The following is a 20,495-nucleotide window of genomic DNA, read 5'->3' as shown; positions in this document are numbered from 1 at the left end:
GTATGCATGGATACGATGATGATTGCAGCTGGTGCTGGTGGCGAAGGCCTCCGCATCCTGGATATGATCTTTACACTTTTCACATTCCTCGTACTCTTGGCCCTGTTGAAGAAATTTGCTTGGGGACCACTCCTTGGAATGATGAGACAGCGTGAAGAGTATGTAGCGAACGAAATTGAGCTCGCTGAAAAGAGCCGCAAAGATGCGGAAACATATGTAGTCGAACAACGTGACGCATTAAGTGCAGCACGTACAGAATCGAAAGAAATGCTTGATTCAAGCCGTCGTCAAGCAGAAGCGGAACAAGCACGCTTGGTGGAGCAGGCGCGTTTGGAAGCCGAACAAATCAAGATCGAGGCGGGTAAAGCGATCGAACGTGAGCGTGAGCTCGCGAAACAATCGCTCCAGACCGAAGTCGTCACACAGGCGCTCTCGGCCGCACGCCACGTCCTTCAGTCAGACCTTAAAGGCGACGAAGTGAAACAACGTGCCCTCGTTACAGACTTCCTGTCTAAAGCGAAAGGTGCTAACTGATGAACACATCGTTAGCAAAACGCTATGCCAAAGCGCTCTTCGACTTAGCGCGGGAACAAGGCACGCTCGACCAAGTCGAAGCGGAAGTGCGTCTGCTCGATGAAGTGCTCCACGCGACTCCTGAACTCACGGATCTCTTAACGAATCCGGCAATCAGTGACAGCGAGCTTGCACAGCTTTTAACACATAGCTTTGGTGACATGACAGATATCGTGCTCAACACACTTCTCGTCATGGTCGAAAACGACCGTGCGAGCGAAGTTCGCGGCTTGTCGCGATACGTCCTTGATTACATCAACGACTACCGTGGCATCGCCGAAGGGTTCGTCACGAGTGCTTACCCGTTGTCGGCAACAGAGTTGAAAGAAGTCGAACTCGTCTTCGGTCAGAAGATGAACAAGACGCTTCAATTGAAGAACGTCGTCGATGAAGACGTCATCGGTGGACTCCGTGTCCAGATCGGCTACACGACGTATGATGACACAATCGAAAACAAACTAACACGCCTCGAGCGTGAATTGTTGAATGCGTAAGAAATAGGGGTGAATTCAATGACGATCAAAGCTGAAGAAATCAGCGCCCTGCTAAAAGAGCGGATCGCTTCGTACGGTTCTGAAATCGAAGTCAGTGAGACAGGTACAGTCATTCAAGTAGGTGACGGTATCGCTCGTGCATACGGACTCGATAACGTTATGGCGGGGGAACTCGTAGAGTTCTCTAACGGCGTAATGGGCTTGGCGCAAAACTTAGAAGAAGGTAACGTCGGGATTATCATCCTTGGCGACTACAAAGGCATCAAAGAAGGCGACTCGGTAAAACGTACGGGCCGCATCATGGAAGTTCCAGTCGGTGAAGCGCTCCTCGGACGCGTCGTCAACCCACTCGGACAACCAATCGACGGTCTCGGACCGATCGTGACGGACACATACAACCCGATCGAGCGTAAAGCTTACGGCGTTATGGCCCGTAAGTCAGTTCACGAACCGCTCCAAACTGGGATTAAGGCGATTGACGCCCTCGTACCAATCGGTCGCGGACAACGTGAGCTCATCATCGGTGACCGTCAAACTGGTAAGACTTCGCTCGCAATCGATGCGATCATCAACCAAAAAGAAGAAAACATGGTCTGTATCTACGTCGCAATCGGTCAGAAAGAATCGACTGTCCGTGGCGTAGTTGAGACGCTCCGTCAAAACGGCGCCCTCGATTACACGATCGTTGTTTCGGCATCGGCTTCACAGCCAGCCCCACTTCTTTACCTCGCACCATTCGCTGGGGTATCGATGGGTGAGTACTTCATGGACCGCGGACAACACGTCCTCGTCGTATATGATGACCTCTCGAAACAAGCGGCAGCTTATCGTGAGCTCTCGCTTCTTCTCCGTCGTCCTCCAGGCCGCGAAGCCTACCCAGGGGATGTCTTCTACCTCCACTCACGCCTTCTTGAGCGTGCGGCGAAGTTGAACGACGAACTCGGCGGCGGTTCATTGACAGCACTTCCGTTCATCGAGACACAAGCGTCGGATATCTCGGCTTACATCCCGACGAACGTTATCTCGATCACAGACGGTCAAATCTTCCTTCAGTCGGACCTCTTCTTCTCAGGGGTACGTCCTGCGATTAACGCCGGTCTCTCGGTATCGCGTGTTGGTGGTTCGGCTCAAGTGAAAGCGATGAAGAAAGTTGCCGGTACGCTCCGTCTTGACCTCGCGTCATACCGTGAGCTCGAAGCGTTCGCCCAGTTCGGGTCGGACCTCGACAAAGCGACACAAGCGAAGCTCAACCGTGGACAACGTACCGTTGAAGTCTTGAAACAAGACTTGAACGCACCGCTCTCGGTCGACAAGCAAGTCATCATCATCTACGCTCTCACGAAAGGTCATCTCGATGACGTCCCAGTCGAAGACATCCGTCGTTTCGAAAAAGAAATGAACGCATGGCTCGACCAAAACCGTGCGGACCTCTGCCGTGAAATCCGTCAAACAGGAAACCTTCCTGCTGACGAGGCGATGGTCGATGCACTTACGGAATTCAAAAAGACGTTCTCGCCATCGGTTTAATCCGGTGACGAGCGTCTATTAAGGTGGTGAATCGAAATGGCATCATTACGTGAGATCCAGATGCGGATCACCTCGACCCAAAGCACGAAGCAAATCACGAAAGCGATGAACATGGTGTCGGCCTCGAAATTGAACCGCGCTCAAGGGAGCAACGCCAACTTCAAGCCGTACATGACCAAGTTGCAGGAAGTCATCTCGTCGATTGCCGGCGGTACTTCAGGCGCAACACACCCGATGCTTCAAGTCCGTCCCGTCAAACGGACCGGCTATATCGTCATCACGTCAGACCGCGGACTTGCTGGTGGATACAACGCCAGCGTCCTTCGTGACGTGTATCGCGAGTTGAAAGCCAAACACGGTTCAACAGACGAGTACCGTCTGTACGTGATCGGGAAGGTCGGCGTTCAGTTCTTCAAGGCACGTAACATTCCGGTGTACAGTGCCATGACAGGATTGAACGACCAGCCATCATTCGTTGAAGTCGCAGAGATCGTCAAACAGACGGTCGGCGCGTTCAGTGAAGGCGAGATTGATGAATTGAAGCTCTGCTACAACTCATTTATCTCTGTCATCAGCCAAGAAGTGAAGATTGATCGATTGCTTCCGCTTGGGAATATCGAACAGACCGCATCTAATGTGATGTATGAATACGAACCAGAAGAAGAAACGATCTTAGCAGCGCTTCTTCCGCGTTACGCGGAAGGACTCATCTACGGCGCGCTCCTCGATGCGAAAGTATCGGAGCACGCGGCTCGGATGACGGCGATGTCGAACGCGACAGACAACGCGGATGAACTCATCCGTGGACTCAAGCTCAAGTTCAACCGCGCGCGTCAAGCGGCGATCACACAAGAAATCACAGAGATTGTCGGAGGTGCGGCTGCGCTTGAATAAGCGCACGCCCTCTAGATTGTAGGAGGCTAACACGATGAACGAATACGGCATGAAAGGCCGCGTAGTCGCAGTCATGGGCCCAGTTATCGACGTTAAGTTCGACAACCACTTACCGAACATCTATAACGCCCTTAAAGTCACACACGTGGCTGAATCGGCACAAGATGTCAGTGTCGACTTGACGCTCGAGGTGGCGATTCACCTTGGGGATGACACGGTCCGTACGATTGCGATGGACTCAACGGACGGCGTTCGCCGCGGCATGGAAGTACTTGACTTAGGTTCACCGATTTCAGTACCAGTCGGAGAAGAGACGCTCGGTCGTGTCTTCAACGTACTCGGTAACCCGATTGACGATAAAGAAGTGTCACCGACTGTCCGTCGGTCACCGATTCACCGTCTCGCACCGACGTTCGATGAGTTGTCGACAAAAGTTGAAATCTTGGAAACAGGAATCAAAGTCGTCGACCTTCTCGCACCATACATCAAAGGTGGTAAAATCGGCCTCTTCGGTGGTGCCGGTGTAGGTAAAACCGTTCTCATTCAGGAACTCATCAACAACATCGCGCAAGAGCACAGCGGGATTTCTGTATTTGCAGGAGTCGGTGAGCGTACGCGTGAAGGAAATGACTTGTTCCACGAGATGACGGACTCAGGCGTTATCAAGCAAACGGCGATGGTCTTCGGTCAGATGAACGAGCCGCCTGGCGCGCGTCTTCGCGTAGCCTTGACGGGTCTTACAATGGCAGAATACTTCCGCGATGAGCAAGGACAAGACGTTCTTCTCTTCGTCGATAACATCTTCCGTTTCACTCAGGCAGGTTCGGAAGTTTCGGCCCTTCTCGGTCGGATGCCATCTGCCGTAGGTTACCAGCCAACACTCGCAACGGAAATGGGTATGCTTCAAGAGCGAATCACGTCAACAGCTAAAGGATCGGTCACATCGATTCAAGCGGTTTACGTACCAGCCGATGACTATACTGACCCGGCTCCAGCGACAACGTTCGCTCACCTTGATGCAACGACTAACTTGGAGCGTCGTCTTTCGGAGATGGGGATTTACCCAGCCGTTGACCCGCTCGCATCGACTTCACGTGCCCTCTCGCCTGACATCGTCGGACCTGAGCACTACGAAGTAGCCCGTAACGTCCAGCAGACGCTTCAGCGTTACAAAGAGCTTCAAGATATCATTGCAATCCTCGGTATGGACGAGTTGTCTGAAGACGATAAGCTCACGGTTCACCGTGCCCGTCGTATTCAGTTCTTCTTGTCACAAAACTTCCACGTGGCTGAGCAGTTCACAGGCCAAAAAGGTTCGTACGTACCAGTTAAAGAGACAGTTCGCGGCTTCAAAGAGATCCTCGATGGTAAACACGACGATCTTCCAGAAGATGCATTCCGTCTCGTTGGTCCAATCGAAGACGTCATCGAAAAAGCGAAGACGTTGGTCTAAGACCTACACGGAAGGGGGAAACTAGACGATGAATACTCTTCACGTCAACGTCGTCACCCCGGATGGTGCAGCCTATGAGGGCGAGGCACGGATGGTCGTCGCCAAATCGGTGACCGGTGAACTCGGTATCTTACCGAAACACATCCCGATGGTGACACCGCTCGATATCTCAGTTCTCAAACTGCGCCACGAAGATGGTGGACGCACGCTGATCGCACTCAGCGGCGGTTTCATGGAAGTTCGTCCCGACACGGTGACGATCTTAGCTGAAACAGCCGAAATGGCGGATAAAATCGACTACGACCGCGCTTCTGCGGCGAAAGTTCGTGCCGAGCGTCGTCTTCAAGACACGAAGCTCTCGGACCTCGAATTCCGTCGTGCGGAGCTCGCGCTCAAAAAAGCGATTAACCGTTTGAGCATTCGCGATATCAAAGAATAACCGACATCTCTCCTGCAGCCGCAGGGGAGATTTTTTTGTGGATGGACCGAATGAATCACGTTCCTTCTATATATATAGGTCCAAAGCATCAAAAGTTTTACGACCAAATAGTGGAAGACAGACATCTCTTATCCGATAATATAGGTGGGAACTACGGTAAAGGAGACAATGGGATGAAAGTTTATGTTGCGCGCCAACCGATCTTTGATCAAAAATTACGCGTCTGTGGCTATGAACTGTTATATCGCCGCAGCGAGAAAAATATATTTGAACATGTCGATGACGCACTTGCGACCGCCGACGTGATTCATAACGCCTATCTCGTCTTCAACTTTCGGGAGTTGACGGAAGGGACGAGAGCGTTCATCAACTTTCCGCAAAACTTGATTGAGAGCGAGGTCCCGGCTTTATTGCCGCGGCAGACGCTCGTCGTCGAAGTGCTCGAGCATGTCGAACCGACGGAGAAAGTCTTGGCGGCGTTACGTTCGTTACGTCGGAAAGGCTATACGATCGCCCTCGACGACTTCGTGTTCGAAGAGAAGTATCGGCCACTCATCGGACTCGCCGATATCATCAAAATCGACTACCAGGCGACACCAATCGACCAACAGAAACGGCTCATCGACGCCCTCGGCCATCGCATCGAATTTCTAGCGGAGAAAATCGAGACACCGTTTGAATATGAGATTGCCAAGAAGCTCGGCTATCACATGTTCCAAGGCTACTTCTTCAGTCGGCCGACGGTCGTCCACGGTGCCGAGGTCCATCCGCTCCGGCATACGCTCGTCGAAGTGCTGAAGGAGCTCGATAAGCCGGAACCGGACTTCCGACGCATCGCCAGCCAAATCGAACGAAGCGTCGACTTGTCGTATAAAATGTTACGCTCGGTCAACACGGTTTATCAAAAGGGACGTCACACGATTCAATCGATTGAACAGGCCGTCGCGCGCATCGGGCTCGATGAGATGCGGCGTTGGTCCTACTTGATGTTGTTGCGTGAGTTACAGACATCCGAATCGAAAGAATTGATTAAACAGAGTGTCATCCGCGGCAAGATGATGGAACTGATCGCGGCCGAGACGCTGCCGCACGTGACGGCGTTCGACGCGTTCATCACGGGTATCTTCTCGTCGCTTGACGTCATCTTGGACGAGACGATGCATACGCTCGTCTCGGAGCTTCCGGTCGAACCCGTCGTCAAAGCGGCGCTTCTCGGGGAAGACAACGAGTTGCGCGGTTTGCTCGATACGGTGCTCGCCTATGAGCGGTTGACGGTCGACGTCGATGAGACGATGCCGGACTTGTCTCGATACTATGTCGAAGCCATCCGTTGGAGCCAAACTTATGATGCTGAAGTGAATAATGTTTGAAATGTTGAAGGGACGTCAATTACTGTACTAAGGCCATGCGCCGGTTGACGTTCCTTTTTTGTATGCGGTTTATGGAGAGAAAGCGAGTTGATCGGATGAACCCATTCAACCACTCACTAGAACGCTAAGTCTTTTTTTCTCTGACGCGTCATGCTATGATTAAAAATGGTACGAATTTTTGAAAAGAGGGGAATCGTCGATGCTGAACACCGTATTATCGCTCGTCATCTACGTCGTAGCGATCTACGTCGCTTGGTGGGCGCTCATGCCGGTCAAATGGGACCGCTTGCTCAATCAAGTGAGGAGTCCGCAAGCTGCTGTCTTGCGCGTCCTCGTGGCCGTCGTCTTCGGTTCACTGATCGCCCAGTTCTTTTTGGAGTATATCCGATTGGCTCAGGCACTCGCACCATTACAGTAGGCAGGGAAATGATTACTAAACTGTAATCCTGCTGTAACGTATCGTATATGTTTATCGTGATAGGATAAATTCGTCTGACATGACGAAATTTTTCATCAGAATTTTATGGTTGCTTTTATTATTATTTTTCTCTCTGATGAAGCGTCACGTAATACAAACCATCATAGTAATCGACACAACCACATCCGGTAACGGATATCGACGTATAAAACAAAAAATCAACGAAGTTGGAGGACAAAGAGAGATATGAAGGATTTGATTGTAGTCCGTGGAGGACGTAAATTGTCAGGTACTGTGCGTGTTGAAGGAGCTAAAAACGCCGTACTCAAAACATTGGTTGCCACTCTATTAGCAGGTGAAGGAAAGTCGGTACTTCAAAACGTGCCACGCCTCGCTGATGTGTACACGATTAACAAAGTGCTTCGCCACCTCGGTGCAGAGGTTTCATTTGACGAAGCGAGTAATGAAGTCACTGTCGATGCGTCGGGCACAATCAAAGACGAGGCGCCACTTGAGTACGTCCGTAAGATGCGTGCTTCAATCCTCGTCATGGGTCCTCTTCTCGCTCGCCTTGGTCACGCACGTGTTGCGATGCCAGGCGGATGCTCGATCGGCTCACGTCCGATTGACCTCCACTTAAAAGGCTTCGAGGCGATGGGTGCGAAGACGGTCATTGGCAACGGTTTCGTTGAAGCTTCAGTTGACGGTCGCTTGAAAGGTGCGAAGATCTACTTGGACTTCCCATCTGTCGGCGCGACAGAGAACATCATGATGGCTGCCGTCCTCGCGGAAGGCACGACGATCATCGAGAACGTCGCCAAAGAGCCTGAAATCGTTGACCTCGCCAACTTCTTGAACGGTATGGGCGCACACGTGCGCGGTGCCGGTACAGAAACGATTCGCATCGAAGGTGTCGATAAGCTTCATGGCGCTGAGCATTCAATCATTCCTGACCGCATCGAAGCCGGTACGTTCCTCGTCGCAGGAGCCATCACAGGCGGCGACATCGAAGTCATCGGCGCTGAGCGCGAGCACCTTCGTCCGCTCATCTCGAAGATGGAAGAAATGGGCGTCAAGTTCGAGGATACAGCAGAAGGCATGCGTGTCATCGCACCGGATGAGTTGAAGCCGGTCGACGTGAAGACGATGCCACACCCTGGTTTCCCGACAGACATCCAAGCCCAAATGATGGCGCTCGTCTTGAAAGCAGGCGGCACATCGGTCATCACCGAAACAGTGTTTGAGAATCGCTTCATGCACGTGGAAGAGTTCCGCCGCATGAACGCAGACATCAAAATCGAAGGCCGTTCGGCCATCATCAAAGGTGGCGTTCGCCTCCAAGGTGCTGAAGTCGTATCGACTGACCTTCGTGCCGGTGCTGCTCTCGTCCTCGCTGGACTCATCGCGGACGAAGAGACACGCGTGGGCGATCTCTACCACATCGACCGTGGCTACGTTGACTTCCACAAGAAATTGCAAGCTCTCGGTGCTGACATCGAGCGCATCCAAGGGAACGTCGAAGTTGCCGAAGAAATGGTTAAGAACTAATTAATAGACTCATAGGAGCGAGGAGAGACTCTTCTCGCTCTTTTCAATGAAGTAATGAACGGAGGAACCTACACACCATGTTTTCAAAAGATATCGGGATTGATTTAGGAACAGCAAACGTCGTCATCCACGTCAAAGGTCGAGGCATCGTCCTCGACGAGCCATCGGTCGTTGCCATTAAACGTTCGACAGGGAAAGTACTCGCTGTCGGGACAGAAGCGTATCAGATGGTCGGACGTACACCTGGTGACATCGTCGCCATCCGTCCACTCCGTGACGGTGTCATCGCCGACTTCGCGACAACCGAAGAGATGCTTCGTCACTTCGTCGAGAAGATTCAAGTCCGCGGTTTCTTTGGCGGCATCCGCATGCTCATCTGTACGCCGGCGAATGTGACACCGGTCGAAGCGAAAGCCATCCGTGAGGCGGCCGAGAAGGCCGGCGCGAAAGAGGTCTTCCTCGCCGTAGAACCGAAAGCAGCAGCCGTCGGTTCGGGCATGGACATCTGGAAGCCGGTCGGTCATATGATTGTCGACATCGGTGGCGGGACGACAGACGTTGCCATCCTCTCGATGGGCGATATCGTCTGCGGCGAAACGATTAAAATCGCCGGGGACCGGTTCGATACGGACATCCTCCGCGCCATCAAAGACAAGCATAAGCTCGTCATCGGTGAGCGGACGGCCGAGCAAATCAAGAAAGAGATTGCGACGGTCTTCCCAGGCGGACGTAACGAGACGATGGATATCCGAGGTCGTGACATGGTGCGTGGGCTTCCGCGTACAGTAACCATCACGTCGGAAGAACTCCGTGAAGCGATGGCCGAATCGGCAAATGAGATCGTCGAAGCAACGAAGCGCGTCCTCGAACAGACGCCTCCGGAACTTGCGGCCGATATCATCGACCGCGGCATCATCATGACAGGTGGCGGCTCGCTCCTCCACGGGATCGACCAGCTCGTCGCCGAGCGTGTCGGATTGCCGGTCATGATTGCCGAAGAGCCGACGCTCAGCGTCGCGCACGGCACGGGCATCATGCTCGAGCACTTGGATCGTTTGAAGTAAGATCATCTAAAGGCACGGCGTCAGTAGACGTCGTGCTTTTTTGCGTTCAACACTGTCCGAATTTCCTGGAAATGGATAGACTAAGGGAGGGAGGGCTACAGATGAATCCATTGATTGAGCGATTGACGGCGAAAGGAGTCGAGGTCACGGAGGTTGAAGACCGAGGTGAGGAAGCGCGTCAGACATGGGTGGCGCACTTCATCCGATTGGAACAGCGGACACGGCTTTCCCCTTATCTATGGGAGGATATTGGGGCAGAAACTGACGGCTGTCTCGTCGGAACGGCTGCTGAGCATGCGTTCGAACGGGCCGGGAAGTGGAAAGCGATGCTCTTTTTTCAACACTCGAACGATGTGCTCGAGCTCGATTTGACGCAAGCGCAACCACTTGCCAGGAAAGAGTTGATTGTCGAAACCATGGACTATGCGGACATCTATATCGTCGACCCGGCTTACACGTGGACGTATGTCATCCCGCACGAAGCGGACTGGGGGCCGTATTTTTTCACCAAATTAAGGACTAAAGGGGATCATTAAATGACACGACCACTCACACTCATTACCGGCGTCAGCCGGACGCAAGGCATCGGGGCAGCCATCGCGCGAAAACTCGCTACGTCAGGCCATGACTTGTATCTCACGCATTGGAGCCCGTTTGACGGCACGGAAGGCGTCGGAGCGGAACCGGACTTCATCGACGGCTTCGTCGACGAATTACGGGCATCAGGGGCCCGTGTCGCACACGAAGCGTATGATTTGGCGTCTGGAGACGCAGAAGGGCTACTCAACCGCGTCGAAGCGGCGCTCGGTACTCCGAGCCGTCTCATCAACAACGCGACGTATGAACGGCACGTGAGCGTCGATACGTTCACGACCGAGACACTTCGCCGGCATTATCTCGTCAACAATGAAGGGACGCTCGGTCTGACGTTCGCCTTCATCGAGCGATACAAACAGGCTGGGCATACGGACGGACGCATCCTGTTCATGGTGTCCGGGGGAGCGGATGCATCCAATTTGGCCTATATCGCCACGAAAGGCATGTTGATCGCCATCACGCCGGCACTGGCCAATGGGGCAGGTCAGTATGGAATCTCCGTGAACGCGCTCGACCCGGGCCCGACCGATTCGGGTTGGATTGATGACGCGCTTCGTCAACAACTCGTACCGCTATTCCCACATGGACGTGTCGGGACACCCGAGGACACGGCCCGCTATATCGCGTTCCTCATGGGGTCGGACGGGGCCTGGGTCAATGGGCAACATCTTCACGTCGACGGTGGCTTCGTCGGACGCTAAAAAGAGCTTCTCCCAATTCAAGGGAGAAGCTCTTTTTAATGCCATGTATAATCTTTGTCGACAAAGAGTCGAGTGGACAATTCCGTTTGCGGGAACGGCTTTTCTTTTGCATCTAACCAATCATGGTAATCGCAAAGACAGGCGTCATCCAAATGAAGCGAGTAGCCGTTGTTAATCGTCTGAACCGTGATGCTCAAATCATACTCGGCGAGCGTCTTTTTCAACCGATAGATGAGGTTATAGACGTTATGGAGTGCACGCTGCGGCTCGTCGATATCCGGATAAAGTGTCTCGGCAATGAGCCATTTGTTGACGACTTTATCGCGGTGGAAAATCAAGTAGGCGAACAGTTCCTCGGTCTTTTGCGTCGGCCATTTGACGAGGTCGCCGTCTTGTGTCTTGACTGAGAAGTGGTCGAGACATTGAATCGTACACGTCCGGTGATGCTCGGTCGATAGTGTCTCCGCGTATCGCTTCGAGACGCGCGGGATCAGGTCGTGAATCATCTGTTCGGTGATTGGTTTAAGCAGGTAGTGTGTTGCCTGTAAGTTGAACGCTTCGACCGCATATTGGCTGTGTGCCGTCGTAAAGACGACTTGCGTTGTTTCGGGTAAACGTTTGGCAAAATCAAGGCCGCTCATCTGTGGCATCTCGATATCGAGAAAGACAAGATCGATTTGTTGATCTGCTAAAAAATCAAGCGCTTGGAACGGATCGTGGAACGAGCCCATCCATTTTAAGTTCGGTTCGGCTTGGATGAGGCGCTCCATCATCCTCAAAATATGGTGCTCATCTTCAATCAAAATCGTGCGCATGTTGCGAATTCATCCTTTCTCGTTTTGGAAGTCGAATATGCACATGCGTACCGACCCCAGGCTCAGAATTTAATTTAAACGTGGCACCTGGCAAGAAACCGATCCGATTTCTGACATTCGGGATACCGATTCCATTTGACTGTTTCAAATGCGGTGTTGGATCGAAACCGATGCCGTTGTCGGCAATCCGTATATCGATTGAATCGTCCGATGCCTGGACCGATAACATGAGCCGCTTCACACCTTCTTGTTTCATCAACCCGTGTTGAACCGCGTTCTCGACGAGTGGTTGCAATAAAAGAGGAGGGATTGAAGCGTTGAGCACAGATTCATCGATATCCTTCGTAATGGTGAAGGCGTCATTGAAGCGAGTTTGCTCAATCATTAGATACGAATCAATGACCTCAAGCTCTTGACCAAGAGAAATATCATTCTCAGTGCGGCCGTTCTCAAAGATGAAGCGGACGTACGTGCTCAAGTGACTGAGTAACCGTGCTGCCTCGGTCGGTGCCGTATAACAGAGCGCGATTACGTTCCCAAACGTGTTGTATAGGAAGTGTGGTTTGATTTGGGCGTTGAAAAATGAGATTTCACTTTGGTTCGCGAATGTTTGAACTTCCCGTTTTTGTCGCTTATCGGTCGATAAGTGAATCGGAAGTAACGTGAACATGAGCAAGAAATAAATGAGTGACATGACGCTCGTATACAGTTCCTGATTCGGGTGATCAATCAAAGCGTTCAACAACTGACCGATGTATCCGATAACGAGTGCCACTGTGAATACTAAAAATTCAAACGGATAGCCGTTATCTTTACGCTCGAACAACCAGTTGATGTTCAGACCGGTCCAAAAGAACGTGATGAACAACACGTAAAGCCATGCAAACTGATCAAACATGGTATGTGCGGTATAAGGTAGCACCAAGGCAATTAGGCTAAGTGCATAAAACGGATACGACACGTACTTCAAAAAGTGACGGAATGGGACACGTTCGAGCTGGAGCGCAAAGTTAATGAGCATGGCAATGCTTAAGAACGCTGTAATCAAATTCAATTTATGGGCAAAGACATAGGTCATCAGTGGGATAAGTTCGAAGACAATCATTTGATCGCTCGTCAACAGTGAAATACTGACAAGGAAAAAGAAAGCAGCCCCATACAAATAAAGTGCCTCTTTGCGATGAAATAGCCAAACAATCGCATAGAACGAGAAAATGAGTAGCGAAATGAGAATGATGACAAACTCATAACTGAAATATTTATTATGATACGTCATCATATTGCTCGTCGGGCCGATGAGTAAACTGTCGGAAACGCCAGTTGCGAGTTCCTCCGTCTCGGCTGTTTGAATCGTTAAACGAAACGTCGGGGTATGCGTATCAAGGAGAACGAGGTAGGCATGCCGAGGATCTTCATCTGTCGATGCATAGACGGGCGAGACGTTTTTTCCATCAATGAGGAGATTGACATGTGGGTGGTTACGCGGGACGCGTAGTGCATATTGTCCCGGAGGTAGGCTTATGTCAGCCTCGTAGGTTGCTGTTTTGTGTGGTGTCACATGCGGGATTCTTCGATAGGATTCACGGTCGACTTGATCGAGAAAACTCGATTGGAAGCGCCATGTCCCATCCAGACGCATGATGTGTTCGGTCACACGAGAATCGGTCAAATTTGCCGTTCCTTGCGTGACGGTGACTGAATCGTCGATAGTTTGTCCTCGCGTCAAGGCGAACCCGCCTGCGAATGCAAAGAAAATCATCAATACGACCAGCCCAATCGATTTAGGGGTCATCTGCATATTCCCTTCGTGATTTGTGAGTTTCTTGTGAGAAACGAACGATATACTGACACTAATCGGTCACAATTAAAAGTAACCAACGTTTTCTTATCGTACACGAAACTGACTTTTTTGAATAGCCGAACATACTGAATTGACAAGCTGATCAATCACCGATATGAAAGAAGGCAACATATGAAACGCTGGATTGAACAACGAATTAGCCGCCAAGTGCTCACCGTGTTTTATGTATTAATCGCGTTAATCACGTTGACGTCACTCGGCACATATTTTTATACCCAGCAGGCAATCCGAGAAACGACGGTCGAACTCGAACGCATCAGTGAACAGCGCTCACGGGCGACCGACTTATTCGAGACGTGGCAGTCGATGCAATATGAGATGCGCGGTCACGTCTTGCTAGGGGAAGAGGCATTGTTGGCTGAAGTGAAACGAGCCCAAACTCGCATCGACGACCAGACGAGCTGGTTCGAACAGAATGCGGAGACTAAAGAAGAGACGACGTTCGCGGAAGATGCGCGTCTCTTGTTCACCATCTATACGACACGGGTCATGCCTAGCCTCGAGCGTTATGTCGTTGCCAAATCTAATGGTGAGGTGGATGAGCCGTTTTTACAGATGGCAACCGTTGGTCAACTTATGCCCAAGAATGCGTCATCAAATCAAACACGATTCAAATTTAATTCGAATAGTGCGGCTGATATGAGTGCAAGTATCGTTGATATGGAGTCGGTATTCACAGACTATCGCTCAGAACTCGACTTTCAAGAGACGGGACTGCGTGAGCAGTTATCGGAACAACTCGCAAAAGCCCAGTGGATCTGGCTACTCATTCTACTTGGCGCATTATTCATCCTATTCGTCAGCTTACAACCATACATTGTGCGGTTGACGAAACAGCTTGAGGCGCTCATCACGAACAGTGAGAGGCTTGCCGTCGACCCGCACGCCACGCTTATTCCGATTGAGCCAATGAAAAATGAAGTCGGTCAACTGTCGAAATCATTCACGGAGATGTCGAGCTCATTGATTCATCAACATGATGAACTCGAGAAAGAACGCGAGAAGACGGCCCGGATTCTCCATACGATGCGCGACGCGATTGTCTTTGTAGAAGTCGACACGAATCAACGCTTTGCGAACGAGGCTCTGTTCGATTTGTATGACCAACCGTTCCCGTTCGGGGACCGTCAAAGCTTATATCCGATTGACGCGTTTTACAAACCGTTCATGGACCAAATCGATGATCAAGACGGACTCAATCGCTTCACGCACCGGGCCAAAAATTGTGGGATATTCGATGAGACGTTTACGTACTCGATGCAAGGGGGAAGACGTATCATACGGATGTACGCCGAACCGATTGAACTGCAGGACGAACGTTTCGGCGTGATGTTTGTGTCGCGGGATATTACGAAAGAGATTGAGATTGACCGCTTGAAGACGGAACTCGTCGCGACGGTCTCTCACGAACTTCGAACCCCGCTCACATCGATTCTTGGTTTTACTGAATTACTTGAACATCGACACGTCGACGAAGAGAAGCGGAAACGTTACTTGAGTATGATTCATAGCGAGACGACCCGTCTTGAGCGGCTCGTCAGTAATCTACTAGATGTCCAGAAGATGGAAGCCGGTAAGACGGAACAAGACTTCAAAGTAGAGAATCTGTTCGAACTATTGTCTGATGTCCTTGAGATTCATGCCGGTTCAACCGAATTGCATGCGTTCCATTTCGATTGTGATGAGACGATTCGCATTTCCGGAGACCCGGCGCAATTACGTCAAGTGTTCTCGAACATTCTGAATAACGCTATTAAATATTCACCCGACGGTGGGAACATCGCCGTTAACGTCTCGTGCGATGACGATGTCATCCGGATCGCCATCGAAGACGAAGGCATGGGTGTGGCACCCGTAGATGCCGAACGATTATTTGAGAAGTTCTACCGTGTTCAGAACGAGCAGAGTCGCAATATTGGAGGCACCGGCCTTGGACTTGCCATCTGTAAGGAGATTATCGAATCTCACGGCGGGACGATTAGCGTTAGTTCTGAGCTTGGGAACGGGACGACCATGACGGTCGAACTTCCGATTGTCGATTAACGAAAACCACTTCATATTGAGAAGTGGTTTTTTTGATTTTTTTTAAAAAACGGTGAACGAAACGTTCCTTTGGTACGATATAGAAAGTGAAGACTTTGAACGATGAAAGGAAGACGAACCATGTTACGTGGATTATATACGGCGGCGGGCGCGATGAACGTGCTCCAACGTCAACAAGAGATTTTAAGCAACAACCTTGGTAACGTCCGGACGCCTGGATTCAAGGCGTCGAACGGCGTCGTTCGCTCGTTCCCTGAAATGTTGCTCGCTCAAGTGAGCCACCCGGGGAATTCGGGTTCACGCGTCCAAGGCGAGGTAGGCACGTTGTCGACGGGTGTGTATCTGCAAGAGACGATGCCGCGCTTCTCGACGGGCAGTATCTCAGAGACGGGCAGCCCGACCGACGTATATATGAAGGTACCGGCTGACGCGACGGGTGCCGCTATGTTCGCCGTCGAACAGAACGGTGAGACGCTCTATACGACGAACGGACGCTTCGCGGTCGATGAAGAACGCTTCTTGCGTTCGGCAGATGGCGGGTATATCCTCTCAGACGCCGGCGAACGGATTCAATTGCCGTCAAGTGAGTTCACGTTGTCAGGTGACGGACAAATCACGTCACTTGGGCAGAACGTGGCGACGCTCGGTGCCGTCCAAATCGATGACTTGGCGACACTCGAGCAAGTCGGGAACGACTATCGGGTCAATGGAGACGCACCGCCTGCTGCGAACGTTCAGTTCCAACAAGGATTTATCGAAGAGGCAAACGTCGATCTCGATCGGACGATGGCCGATTTGATGACGACGTACCGTCAATTCGAGGCGAACCAAAAAGTTGTCCAAGCGTATGACAAGAGTGCCGAGCGGGCGATTGAAATCGCTCGGATTCGTTAAGGAGGAAGCCCATGCAATCGATTTATAACTCGGTGTCGTCGCTCACGCAGCTTCAGCGCCAGCTCGATGTGACCGGTCACAACATTGCCAACGTTGACACGGCCGGCTATAAGCGGGAACAGACCCACTTCGCCTCGCTCTTGTCCCAGGCGTACGACAATCAACCACGCGCCGAGCTCGAGGTCGGGCGCGATACGCCGAACGGGATTCGTATCGGCGTTGGCGGTCACGTCGCCGATATTAGCCAACAGTTCAATATCGGCCAGATTCGCAAAACGGACCGTGGCCTTGATGTGTTCTTAAAAGCGAGCCGCCAGTTCTTCGCCGTCGAGACGGAGAACGGTGTCGGACTGACTCGGAGCGGGAATATGCAGCTATCGGTCGGTGACACGACGACACTCGTCGATGTGAACGGGAACGCCCTCCTTGGTGCGGACGGGAATCCGATCGTCATGCCAAACGAGGCGACGGCGCATCGTGTCCGGCAAGATGGGATGGTCGTCGCCAGCGTGAACGGTGTCGAGCAAGAGTTCGGCCGTCTCGATATCGTCGAGGTGCGTAACACGTCAGCGCTCCAACCGCTCGGCAACAATGTCTATGCGGCTGACTTGGCGACGGACGTTGACCGTCCGCTCGGCAATCTGTTGATTGAAGGGACGCTCGAATCGTCAAACGTCGATTTGACGAAAGAGATGACCGACATGACGATCACGCAACGTGCCTACCAGATGAATTCACGGGCGTTGTCGATGAGTGACCAGATGATGGGACTCGTCACGTCGCTTCGTTAAACACGGACCGTTCTTCCTCGGAAGAGCGGTTTTTGCGTTACACTGAATACGAGGAGGGATGGACATGCGAATTGTCGTGGCGATGGATTCGTTCAAAGGGTCACTCACGAGCGTGGAAGCCAATCGGGCGGTGCGCGCAGCGCTCGCTGGGCATGACGTCGTCGAGGTGCCGATCTCAGACGGCGGCGAAGGTTTTTTGGACGCGTGGCTCTTGACGCACCCGCAGGCCGAGGTGGTTACGCAAGACGTGATGTCGCTTGACGGGACGGTGCGGCAAGCCCGGTATGGCTGGTCGGAACGAACGCGCGAGGCGGTGATTGAAGTCGCCGAGGCGTCTGGCCTCACCCTCATCGACGTGCTCGACCCGTGGCGATACAGCTCCTATGGGACGGGTCTGCAAATCAAGCATGCGCTCAAGAGCGGGGCGACACGCATCACGGTCGGTCTCGGCGGGAGCGCGACCGTCGATGGAGGGAAAGGCTTGCTCGAGGCGCTCGGCGTCCGCTTTCTTGATGAGACAGGGCATGTCATTGATTCGTTCCCGCATCAACTCGAGCGCGTCGCGCAAGTCGATTGGACCGGACTCCTACCGGAAGCGCGTCATGTCGAGTGGCGGATGGCCTCGGATGTGACGAATCCGTTACTCGGTCTATCTGGGGCGGCCGCCGTATTCGGTCCACAGAAAGGATTGGCGCTAACGGACATCGACCGTTATGACGAACAGCTCGCCGCGTATGCCCGTTGCTTCGAGCGTGATGTGACGGGACAACCGGGGGCGGGCGCGGCCGGCGGGATCGGCTTCGCGCTCTATCAGCTCGGAGCCGTATATGGGAGCGGGATTGACGAGGTAGTACGGTGGTCGAAACTAGAGGAAACGTTGCAAATGGCCGACTGGTTGATCACCGGGGAAGGCCGGTTCGATGAGCAATCGCTCCACGGAAAAGCACCTTACGGATTGGCCCGAATCGCATATGCACACGGGGTCCCGACGCTCGTCTTCGCGGGACAATCGGAACTGATTGCCGTTCCGGACGTCGGCATCGAAGCCGTGTTCCCAATCGTTTGCCGGGTGATGACGCTCGAAGAGGCGATGCAGCAAGCGGCGCCGCTCTTGACGGACGCCGTCAGCCGAGCGTTCCGGTTAATCGACAAAGACGCCTGAACCAACTTCGGTTCAGGCGTCTTTTGGTCACGAACGTTCTTTTAATAGGTCACGAATCTCCGAAAGGAGCTGTTCTTCACGCGACAGTTCCGGCTCCGGTGTCTCTTCGACCGCTTTTTCTCGCTTCAGACGGTTCAATACTTTGACCATCATGAACAACGCGAAGGCAACGAGGAAGAACTTGACGATTTCTTGCAGGAAGTTGCCGTACGTCACGTTCACGCCGAGCACCGACACCGCGAGCGTCGAGAAGTCGATGCCGCCGATGAGGATGCCGAGGAACGGCATGAAGATGTCGTTGACGAGCGACGTGACGATGGCCGTAAAGGCGGCCCCGAGGATGAAGGCGACGGCTAGGTCGATCACATTGCCTTTGATTGCAAACTCTTTAAACTCTTTCCACATAAAAATAAACCCTCCTAAATGATGAATACTCTTACGGTAGCACAGCATAGGTGGAAGCGGGTAGGAATTTTTTACAGAAGCGTCGCCCTTGCCCTAGGCCGGGCGCTTGTTCGACGTATGGTAGATACGTTACACTTATATAGAACTCATGCAATAGTTTTAATACCAGGTACTAATATGTTATGATTAATTCAGCTGAAAGGATGTATGGACGTGGCGAACGAAGAACAGAACGGCTCGGAACAGACCGAGTCCAAAGAGCGGACGGAGCGGAAGCGATTATCGAACCATCGACGTTTCCCGATCTTGTTACGCGTCATCGTTGTCCTGCTGTTGGCTTTCGTGATGCTTGCGATTGGGGCCATCATTGGGTACAGCGTGATTGGCGGAGGCGAGTGGAAGGACGTGTTCAACATCGACACGTGGCGCCATATCACCGATTTTTGGCTAACATCATAAGGGTGGTGGAACCATGTACACGATTGAACAGATTAAAGAAGTGATCCCGCATCGGTACCCGTTCTTGCTCATCGACCGAATTCTTGAAGTCGAAGAAGGCAAACGGGCCGTTGGATTAAAGAATGTGACGGCGAATGAAGAGTTCTTCAATGGACATTTCCCGGACTATAACGTCATGCCTGGCGTCTTGATCGTCGAAGCGCTCGCGCAAGTAGGCGCGTTCGCGATGCTCAAGCAAGAGTCGAACCGCGGCAAGCTCGCGTTCTTCGCAGGCATCGACGGATGTCGCTTCAAACGTCAAGTTGTCCCGGGCGATCAATTGCGCCTCGAGGTCGAAATCTTGAAAGTGCGCGGACCGATCGGTAAAGGACGCGCCGTGGCGACAGTCGATGGAGAAGTTGCTTGTGAAGCGGAACTCACTTTCGCCTTGAAGTGAGGAGAGAACGAGATGCGCGTATTGGTGATTGCCTTGATTCTCGGATTGGCGACCATCGTCGGTTGCCAACAAGTGCAAGATGATCCGGTCGAGGAGAACGTCGTGTTTGAACAGGACGTTGATGATGCGATGATCGACAAGCGAGCCGGCCAATCGGAATCGATTGCGGTCTCGCTCGAGCGGACGAACAGCTCAACGATGTTGTTCACGATTCGGATGCTCGAAGACCGTCGCCTCGATCCGACGACGATCATTAGTTATGAAGTCGACGGCACGCGTGTCCCGATTCCGTTCGGTGAACTCGTCGCGGAACGCGAAGGGGACGTGCGAACTTACGTCTATCAAGCGGATTTGAACCCCGATCTATTCGTCACCGAGACGCTGCCTCTCTTCCATATTGGAGAAGAGGGCGAGGCTGAGGTGTCGATGCCGCTCGAGGTAGTAGATTCGACAAATGAATGAACGAACGGATGATTTTTGTCGAAAATCATCCGTTTTTTTGTGCAGTTTTTTCGGAAATCGTCCGATACATACAGTAAGGACGAATGGAG

Annotated in this window: 22 protein-coding genes; 19 read left to right on the top strand and 3 right to left on the bottom strand. The window is 52.3% G+C overall.

The window, feature by feature from the left end; translation table 11 throughout:
• The first annotated feature begins 6 nt into the window (after window positions 1–6).
• From atpF to KNP84_RS04235, 12 genes are all read left to right on the top strand, one after another.
• The gene (gene atpF / locus KNP84_RS04290) at window positions 7–534 is read left to right on the top strand and encodes a F0F1 ATP synthase subunit B (protein WP_021066136.1); all 528 of its coding nucleotides are present in this window, start codon (window positions 7–9) and stop codon (window positions 532–534) included.
• Window positions 534–1,067 carry a F0F1 ATP synthase subunit delta gene (locus KNP84_RS04285; protein WP_021066137.1) on the top strand — a complete coding sequence of 178 codons (534 nt, stop codon included), beginning with the start codon at window positions 534–536 and terminating at the stop codon, window positions 1,065–1,067. Before atpF ends, KNP84_RS04285 begins: the two co-directional genes overlap by 1 nt.
• A gap of 18 nt (window positions 1,068–1,085) precedes the next feature.
• Window positions 1,086–2,594 (top strand): F0F1 ATP synthase subunit alpha, encoded by a 1,509-nt coding sequence (atpA, locus tag KNP84_RS04280; protein WP_021066138.1) that lies wholly within the window; start codon window positions 1,086–1,088, stop codon window positions 2,592–2,594.
• A gap of 36 nt (window positions 2,595–2,630) precedes the next feature.
• Complete coding sequence (atpG, locus tag KNP84_RS04275) at window positions 2,631–3,488, top strand: ATP synthase F1 subunit gamma (protein ID WP_021066139.1); 858 nt, start codon at window positions 2,631–2,633, stop codon at window positions 3,486–3,488.
• A gap of 34 nt (window positions 3,489–3,522) precedes the next feature.
• Window positions 3,523–4,941: a F0F1 ATP synthase subunit beta gene (gene atpD, locus KNP84_RS04270; protein ID WP_021066140.1), complete on the top strand. Its 1,419-nt coding sequence runs from the start codon at window positions 3,523–3,525 to the stop codon at window positions 4,939–4,941.
• A gap of 28 nt (window positions 4,942–4,969) precedes the next feature.
• Window positions 4,970–5,380 carry a F0F1 ATP synthase subunit epsilon gene (locus tag KNP84_RS04265; RefSeq protein ID WP_021066141.1) on the top strand — a complete coding sequence of 137 codons (411 nt, stop codon included), beginning with the start codon at window positions 4,970–4,972 and terminating at the stop codon, window positions 5,378–5,380.
• A gap of 173 nt (window positions 5,381–5,553) precedes the next feature.
• Window positions 5,554–6,750: an EAL and HDOD domain-containing protein gene (locus tag KNP84_RS04260; RefSeq protein WP_251131122.1), complete on the top strand. Its 1,197-nt coding sequence runs from the start codon at window positions 5,554–5,556 to the stop codon at window positions 6,748–6,750.
• A gap of 199 nt (window positions 6,751–6,949) precedes the next feature.
• Window positions 6,950–7,168, top strand: a complete 219-nt coding sequence (locus KNP84_RS04255) for a DUF1146 family protein (RefSeq protein ID WP_021066143.1) — start codon at window positions 6,950–6,952, stop codon at window positions 7,166–7,168.
• Between the two features lie 246 nt (window positions 7,169–7,414).
• Window positions 7,415–8,716, top strand: a complete 1,302-nt coding sequence (gene murA / locus KNP84_RS04250) for a UDP-N-acetylglucosamine 1-carboxyvinyltransferase (protein ID WP_021066144.1) — start codon at window positions 7,415–7,417, stop codon at window positions 8,714–8,716.
• Between the two features lie 77 nt (window positions 8,717–8,793).
• A complete protein-coding gene (gene mreB / locus KNP84_RS04245) occupies window positions 8,794–9,780 on the top strand; it encodes a rod shape-determining protein (protein ID WP_021066145.1) in 987 nt (328 codons plus the stop codon).
• 101 nt (window positions 9,781–9,881) lie between these two features.
• Window positions 9,882–10,316 (top strand): DUF4275 family protein, encoded by a 435-nt coding sequence (locus tag KNP84_RS04240; RefSeq protein WP_215114352.1) that lies wholly within the window; start codon window positions 9,882–9,884, stop codon window positions 10,314–10,316.
• Window positions 10,317–11,078: an SDR family oxidoreductase gene (locus KNP84_RS04235; protein WP_215114351.1), complete on the top strand. Its 762-nt coding sequence runs from the start codon at window positions 10,317–10,319 to the stop codon at window positions 11,076–11,078.
• 35 nt (window positions 11,079–11,113) lie between these two features.
• Here KNP84_RS04235 and KNP84_RS04230 read toward each other — a convergent pair whose 3' ends face one another.
• Complete coding sequence (locus tag KNP84_RS04230; RefSeq protein WP_215114350.1) at window positions 11,114–11,893, bottom strand: response regulator; 780 nt, start codon at window positions 11,891–11,893, stop codon at window positions 11,114–11,116.
• Window positions 11,874–13,685: a sensor histidine kinase gene (locus KNP84_RS04225; RefSeq protein ID WP_215114349.1), complete on the bottom strand. Its 1,812-nt coding sequence runs from the start codon at window positions 13,683–13,685 to the stop codon at window positions 11,874–11,876. The genes KNP84_RS04230 and KNP84_RS04225 overlap by 20 nt, the downstream gene beginning before the upstream one ends.
• A 180-nt stretch (window positions 13,686–13,865) precedes the next feature.
• Between KNP84_RS04225 and KNP84_RS04220 the strand changes: the two genes are divergently transcribed.
• From KNP84_RS04220 to KNP84_RS04205, 4 genes are all read left to right on the top strand, one after another.
• The gene (locus KNP84_RS04220) at window positions 13,866–15,797 is read left to right on the top strand and encodes a sensor histidine kinase (protein ID WP_215114348.1); all 1,932 of its coding nucleotides are present in this window, start codon (window positions 13,866–13,868) and stop codon (window positions 15,795–15,797) included.
• 120 nt (window positions 15,798–15,917) lie between these two features.
• The gene (locus KNP84_RS04215) at window positions 15,918–16,691 is read left to right on the top strand and encodes a flagellar hook-basal body protein (protein ID WP_215114347.1); all 774 of its coding nucleotides are present in this window, start codon (window positions 15,918–15,920) and stop codon (window positions 16,689–16,691) included.
• A gap of 11 nt (window positions 16,692–16,702) precedes the next feature.
• Window positions 16,703–17,482: a flagellar hook-basal body protein gene (locus KNP84_RS04210; protein ID WP_215114346.1), complete on the top strand. Its 780-nt coding sequence runs from the start codon at window positions 16,703–16,705 to the stop codon at window positions 17,480–17,482.
• A 64-nt stretch (window positions 17,483–17,546) separates the two neighbouring features.
• Complete coding sequence (locus KNP84_RS04205; protein WP_251131121.1) at window positions 17,547–18,644, top strand: glycerate kinase family protein; 1,098 nt, start codon at window positions 17,547–17,549, stop codon at window positions 18,642–18,644.
• A gap of 27 nt (window positions 18,645–18,671) precedes the next feature.
• Here the strand turns inward: KNP84_RS04205 and mscL are convergent, their stop codons facing one another.
• On the bottom strand, window positions 18,672–19,049 hold the full coding sequence (gene mscL, locus KNP84_RS04200) for a large-conductance mechanosensitive channel protein MscL (protein ID WP_215114345.1): 378 nt from the start codon (window positions 19,047–19,049) through the stop codon (window positions 18,672–18,674).
• A 207-nt stretch (window positions 19,050–19,256) separates the two neighbouring features.
• On the opposite strand from mscL, the gene KNP84_RS04195 reads away from it, so the two are divergent.
• Genes KNP84_RS04195 through KNP84_RS04185 form a run of 3 tightly spaced genes read left to right on the top strand, consistent with a single transcriptional unit; the run spans window position 19,257 to window position 20,406 of the window.
• A complete protein-coding gene (locus tag KNP84_RS04195) occupies window positions 19,257–19,508 on the top strand; it encodes a DNA-directed RNA polymerase subunit beta (RefSeq protein ID WP_029594701.1) in 252 nt (83 codons plus the stop codon).
• A 13-nt stretch (window positions 19,509–19,521) separates the two neighbouring features.
• Window positions 19,522–19,944 (top strand): 3-hydroxyacyl-ACP dehydratase FabZ, encoded by a 423-nt coding sequence (gene fabZ / locus KNP84_RS04190; protein ID WP_021066156.1) that lies wholly within the window; start codon window positions 19,522–19,524, stop codon window positions 19,942–19,944.
• Between the two features lie 12 nt (window positions 19,945–19,956).
• Window positions 19,957–20,406 carry a hypothetical protein gene (locus KNP84_RS04185; protein ID WP_021066157.1) on the top strand — a complete coding sequence of 150 codons (450 nt, stop codon included), beginning with the start codon at window positions 19,957–19,959 and terminating at the stop codon, window positions 20,404–20,406.
• Window positions 20,407–20,495 lie beyond the last annotated feature (89 nt).

Source organism: Exiguobacterium sp. s70 (assembly GCF_018618315.1).
Taxonomy (GTDB): Bacteria; Bacillota; Bacilli; order Exiguobacteriales; family Exiguobacteriaceae; genus Exiguobacterium; species Exiguobacterium chiriqhucha.
Note: the sequence above shows the minus strand (reverse complement) of the source record. Positions and strands in the feature narration are given on the sequence as shown.

Coding starts and splice junctions, on each gene's coding strand:
- atpF (WP_021066136.1), top strand. CDS start 7: ATGGATACGATGATGATTGCAGCTGGTGCTGGTGGCGAAGGCCTCCGC.
- KNP84_RS04285 (WP_021066137.1), top strand. CDS start 534: ATGAACACATCGTTAGCAAAACGCTATGCCAAAGCGCTCTTCGACTTA.
- atpA (WP_021066138.1), top strand. CDS start 1,086: ATGACGATCAAAGCTGAAGAAATCAGCGCCCTGCTAAAAGAGCGGATC.
- atpG (WP_021066139.1), top strand. CDS start 2,631: ATGGCATCATTACGTGAGATCCAGATGCGGATCACCTCGACCCAAAGC.
- atpD (WP_021066140.1), top strand. CDS start 3,523: ATGAACGAATACGGCATGAAAGGCCGCGTAGTCGCAGTCATGGGCCCA.
- KNP84_RS04265 (WP_021066141.1), top strand. CDS start 4,970: ATGAATACTCTTCACGTCAACGTCGTCACCCCGGATGGTGCAGCCTAT.
- KNP84_RS04260 (WP_251131122.1), top strand. CDS start 5,554: ATGAAAGTTTATGTTGCGCGCCAACCGATCTTTGATCAAAAATTACGC.
- KNP84_RS04255 (WP_021066143.1), top strand. CDS start 6,950: ATGCTGAACACCGTATTATCGCTCGTCATCTACGTCGTAGCGATCTAC.
- murA (WP_021066144.1), top strand. CDS start 7,415: ATGAAGGATTTGATTGTAGTCCGTGGAGGACGTAAATTGTCAGGTACT.
- mreB (WP_021066145.1), top strand. CDS start 8,794: ATGTTTTCAAAAGATATCGGGATTGATTTAGGAACAGCAAACGTCGTC.
- KNP84_RS04240 (WP_215114352.1), top strand. CDS start 9,882: ATGAATCCATTGATTGAGCGATTGACGGCGAAAGGAGTCGAGGTCACG.
- KNP84_RS04235 (WP_215114351.1), top strand. CDS start 10,317: ATGACACGACCACTCACACTCATTACCGGCGTCAGCCGGACGCAAGGC.
- KNP84_RS04230 (WP_215114350.1), bottom strand. CDS start 11,893: ATGCGCACGATTTTGATTGAAGATGAGCACCATATTTTGAGGATGATG.
- KNP84_RS04225 (WP_215114349.1), bottom strand. CDS start 13,685: ATGACCCCTAAATCGATTGGGCTGGTCGTATTGATGATTTTCTTTGCA.
- KNP84_RS04220 (WP_215114348.1), top strand. CDS start 13,866: ATGAAACGCTGGATTGAACAACGAATTAGCCGCCAAGTGCTCACCGTG.
- KNP84_RS04215 (WP_215114347.1), top strand. CDS start 15,918: ATGTTACGTGGATTATATACGGCGGCGGGCGCGATGAACGTGCTCCAA.
- KNP84_RS04210 (WP_215114346.1), top strand. CDS start 16,703: ATGCAATCGATTTATAACTCGGTGTCGTCGCTCACGCAGCTTCAGCGC.
- KNP84_RS04205 (WP_251131121.1), top strand. CDS start 17,547: ATGCGAATTGTCGTGGCGATGGATTCGTTCAAAGGGTCACTCACGAGC.
- mscL (WP_215114345.1), bottom strand. CDS start 19,049: ATGTGGAAAGAGTTTAAAGAGTTTGCAATCAAAGGCAATGTGATCGAC.
- KNP84_RS04195 (WP_029594701.1), top strand. CDS start 19,257: ATGGACGTGGCGAACGAAGAACAGAACGGCTCGGAACAGACCGAGTCC.
- fabZ (WP_021066156.1), top strand. CDS start 19,522: ATGTACACGATTGAACAGATTAAAGAAGTGATCCCGCATCGGTACCCG.
- KNP84_RS04185 (WP_021066157.1), top strand. CDS start 19,957: ATGCGCGTATTGGTGATTGCCTTGATTCTCGGATTGGCGACCATCGTC.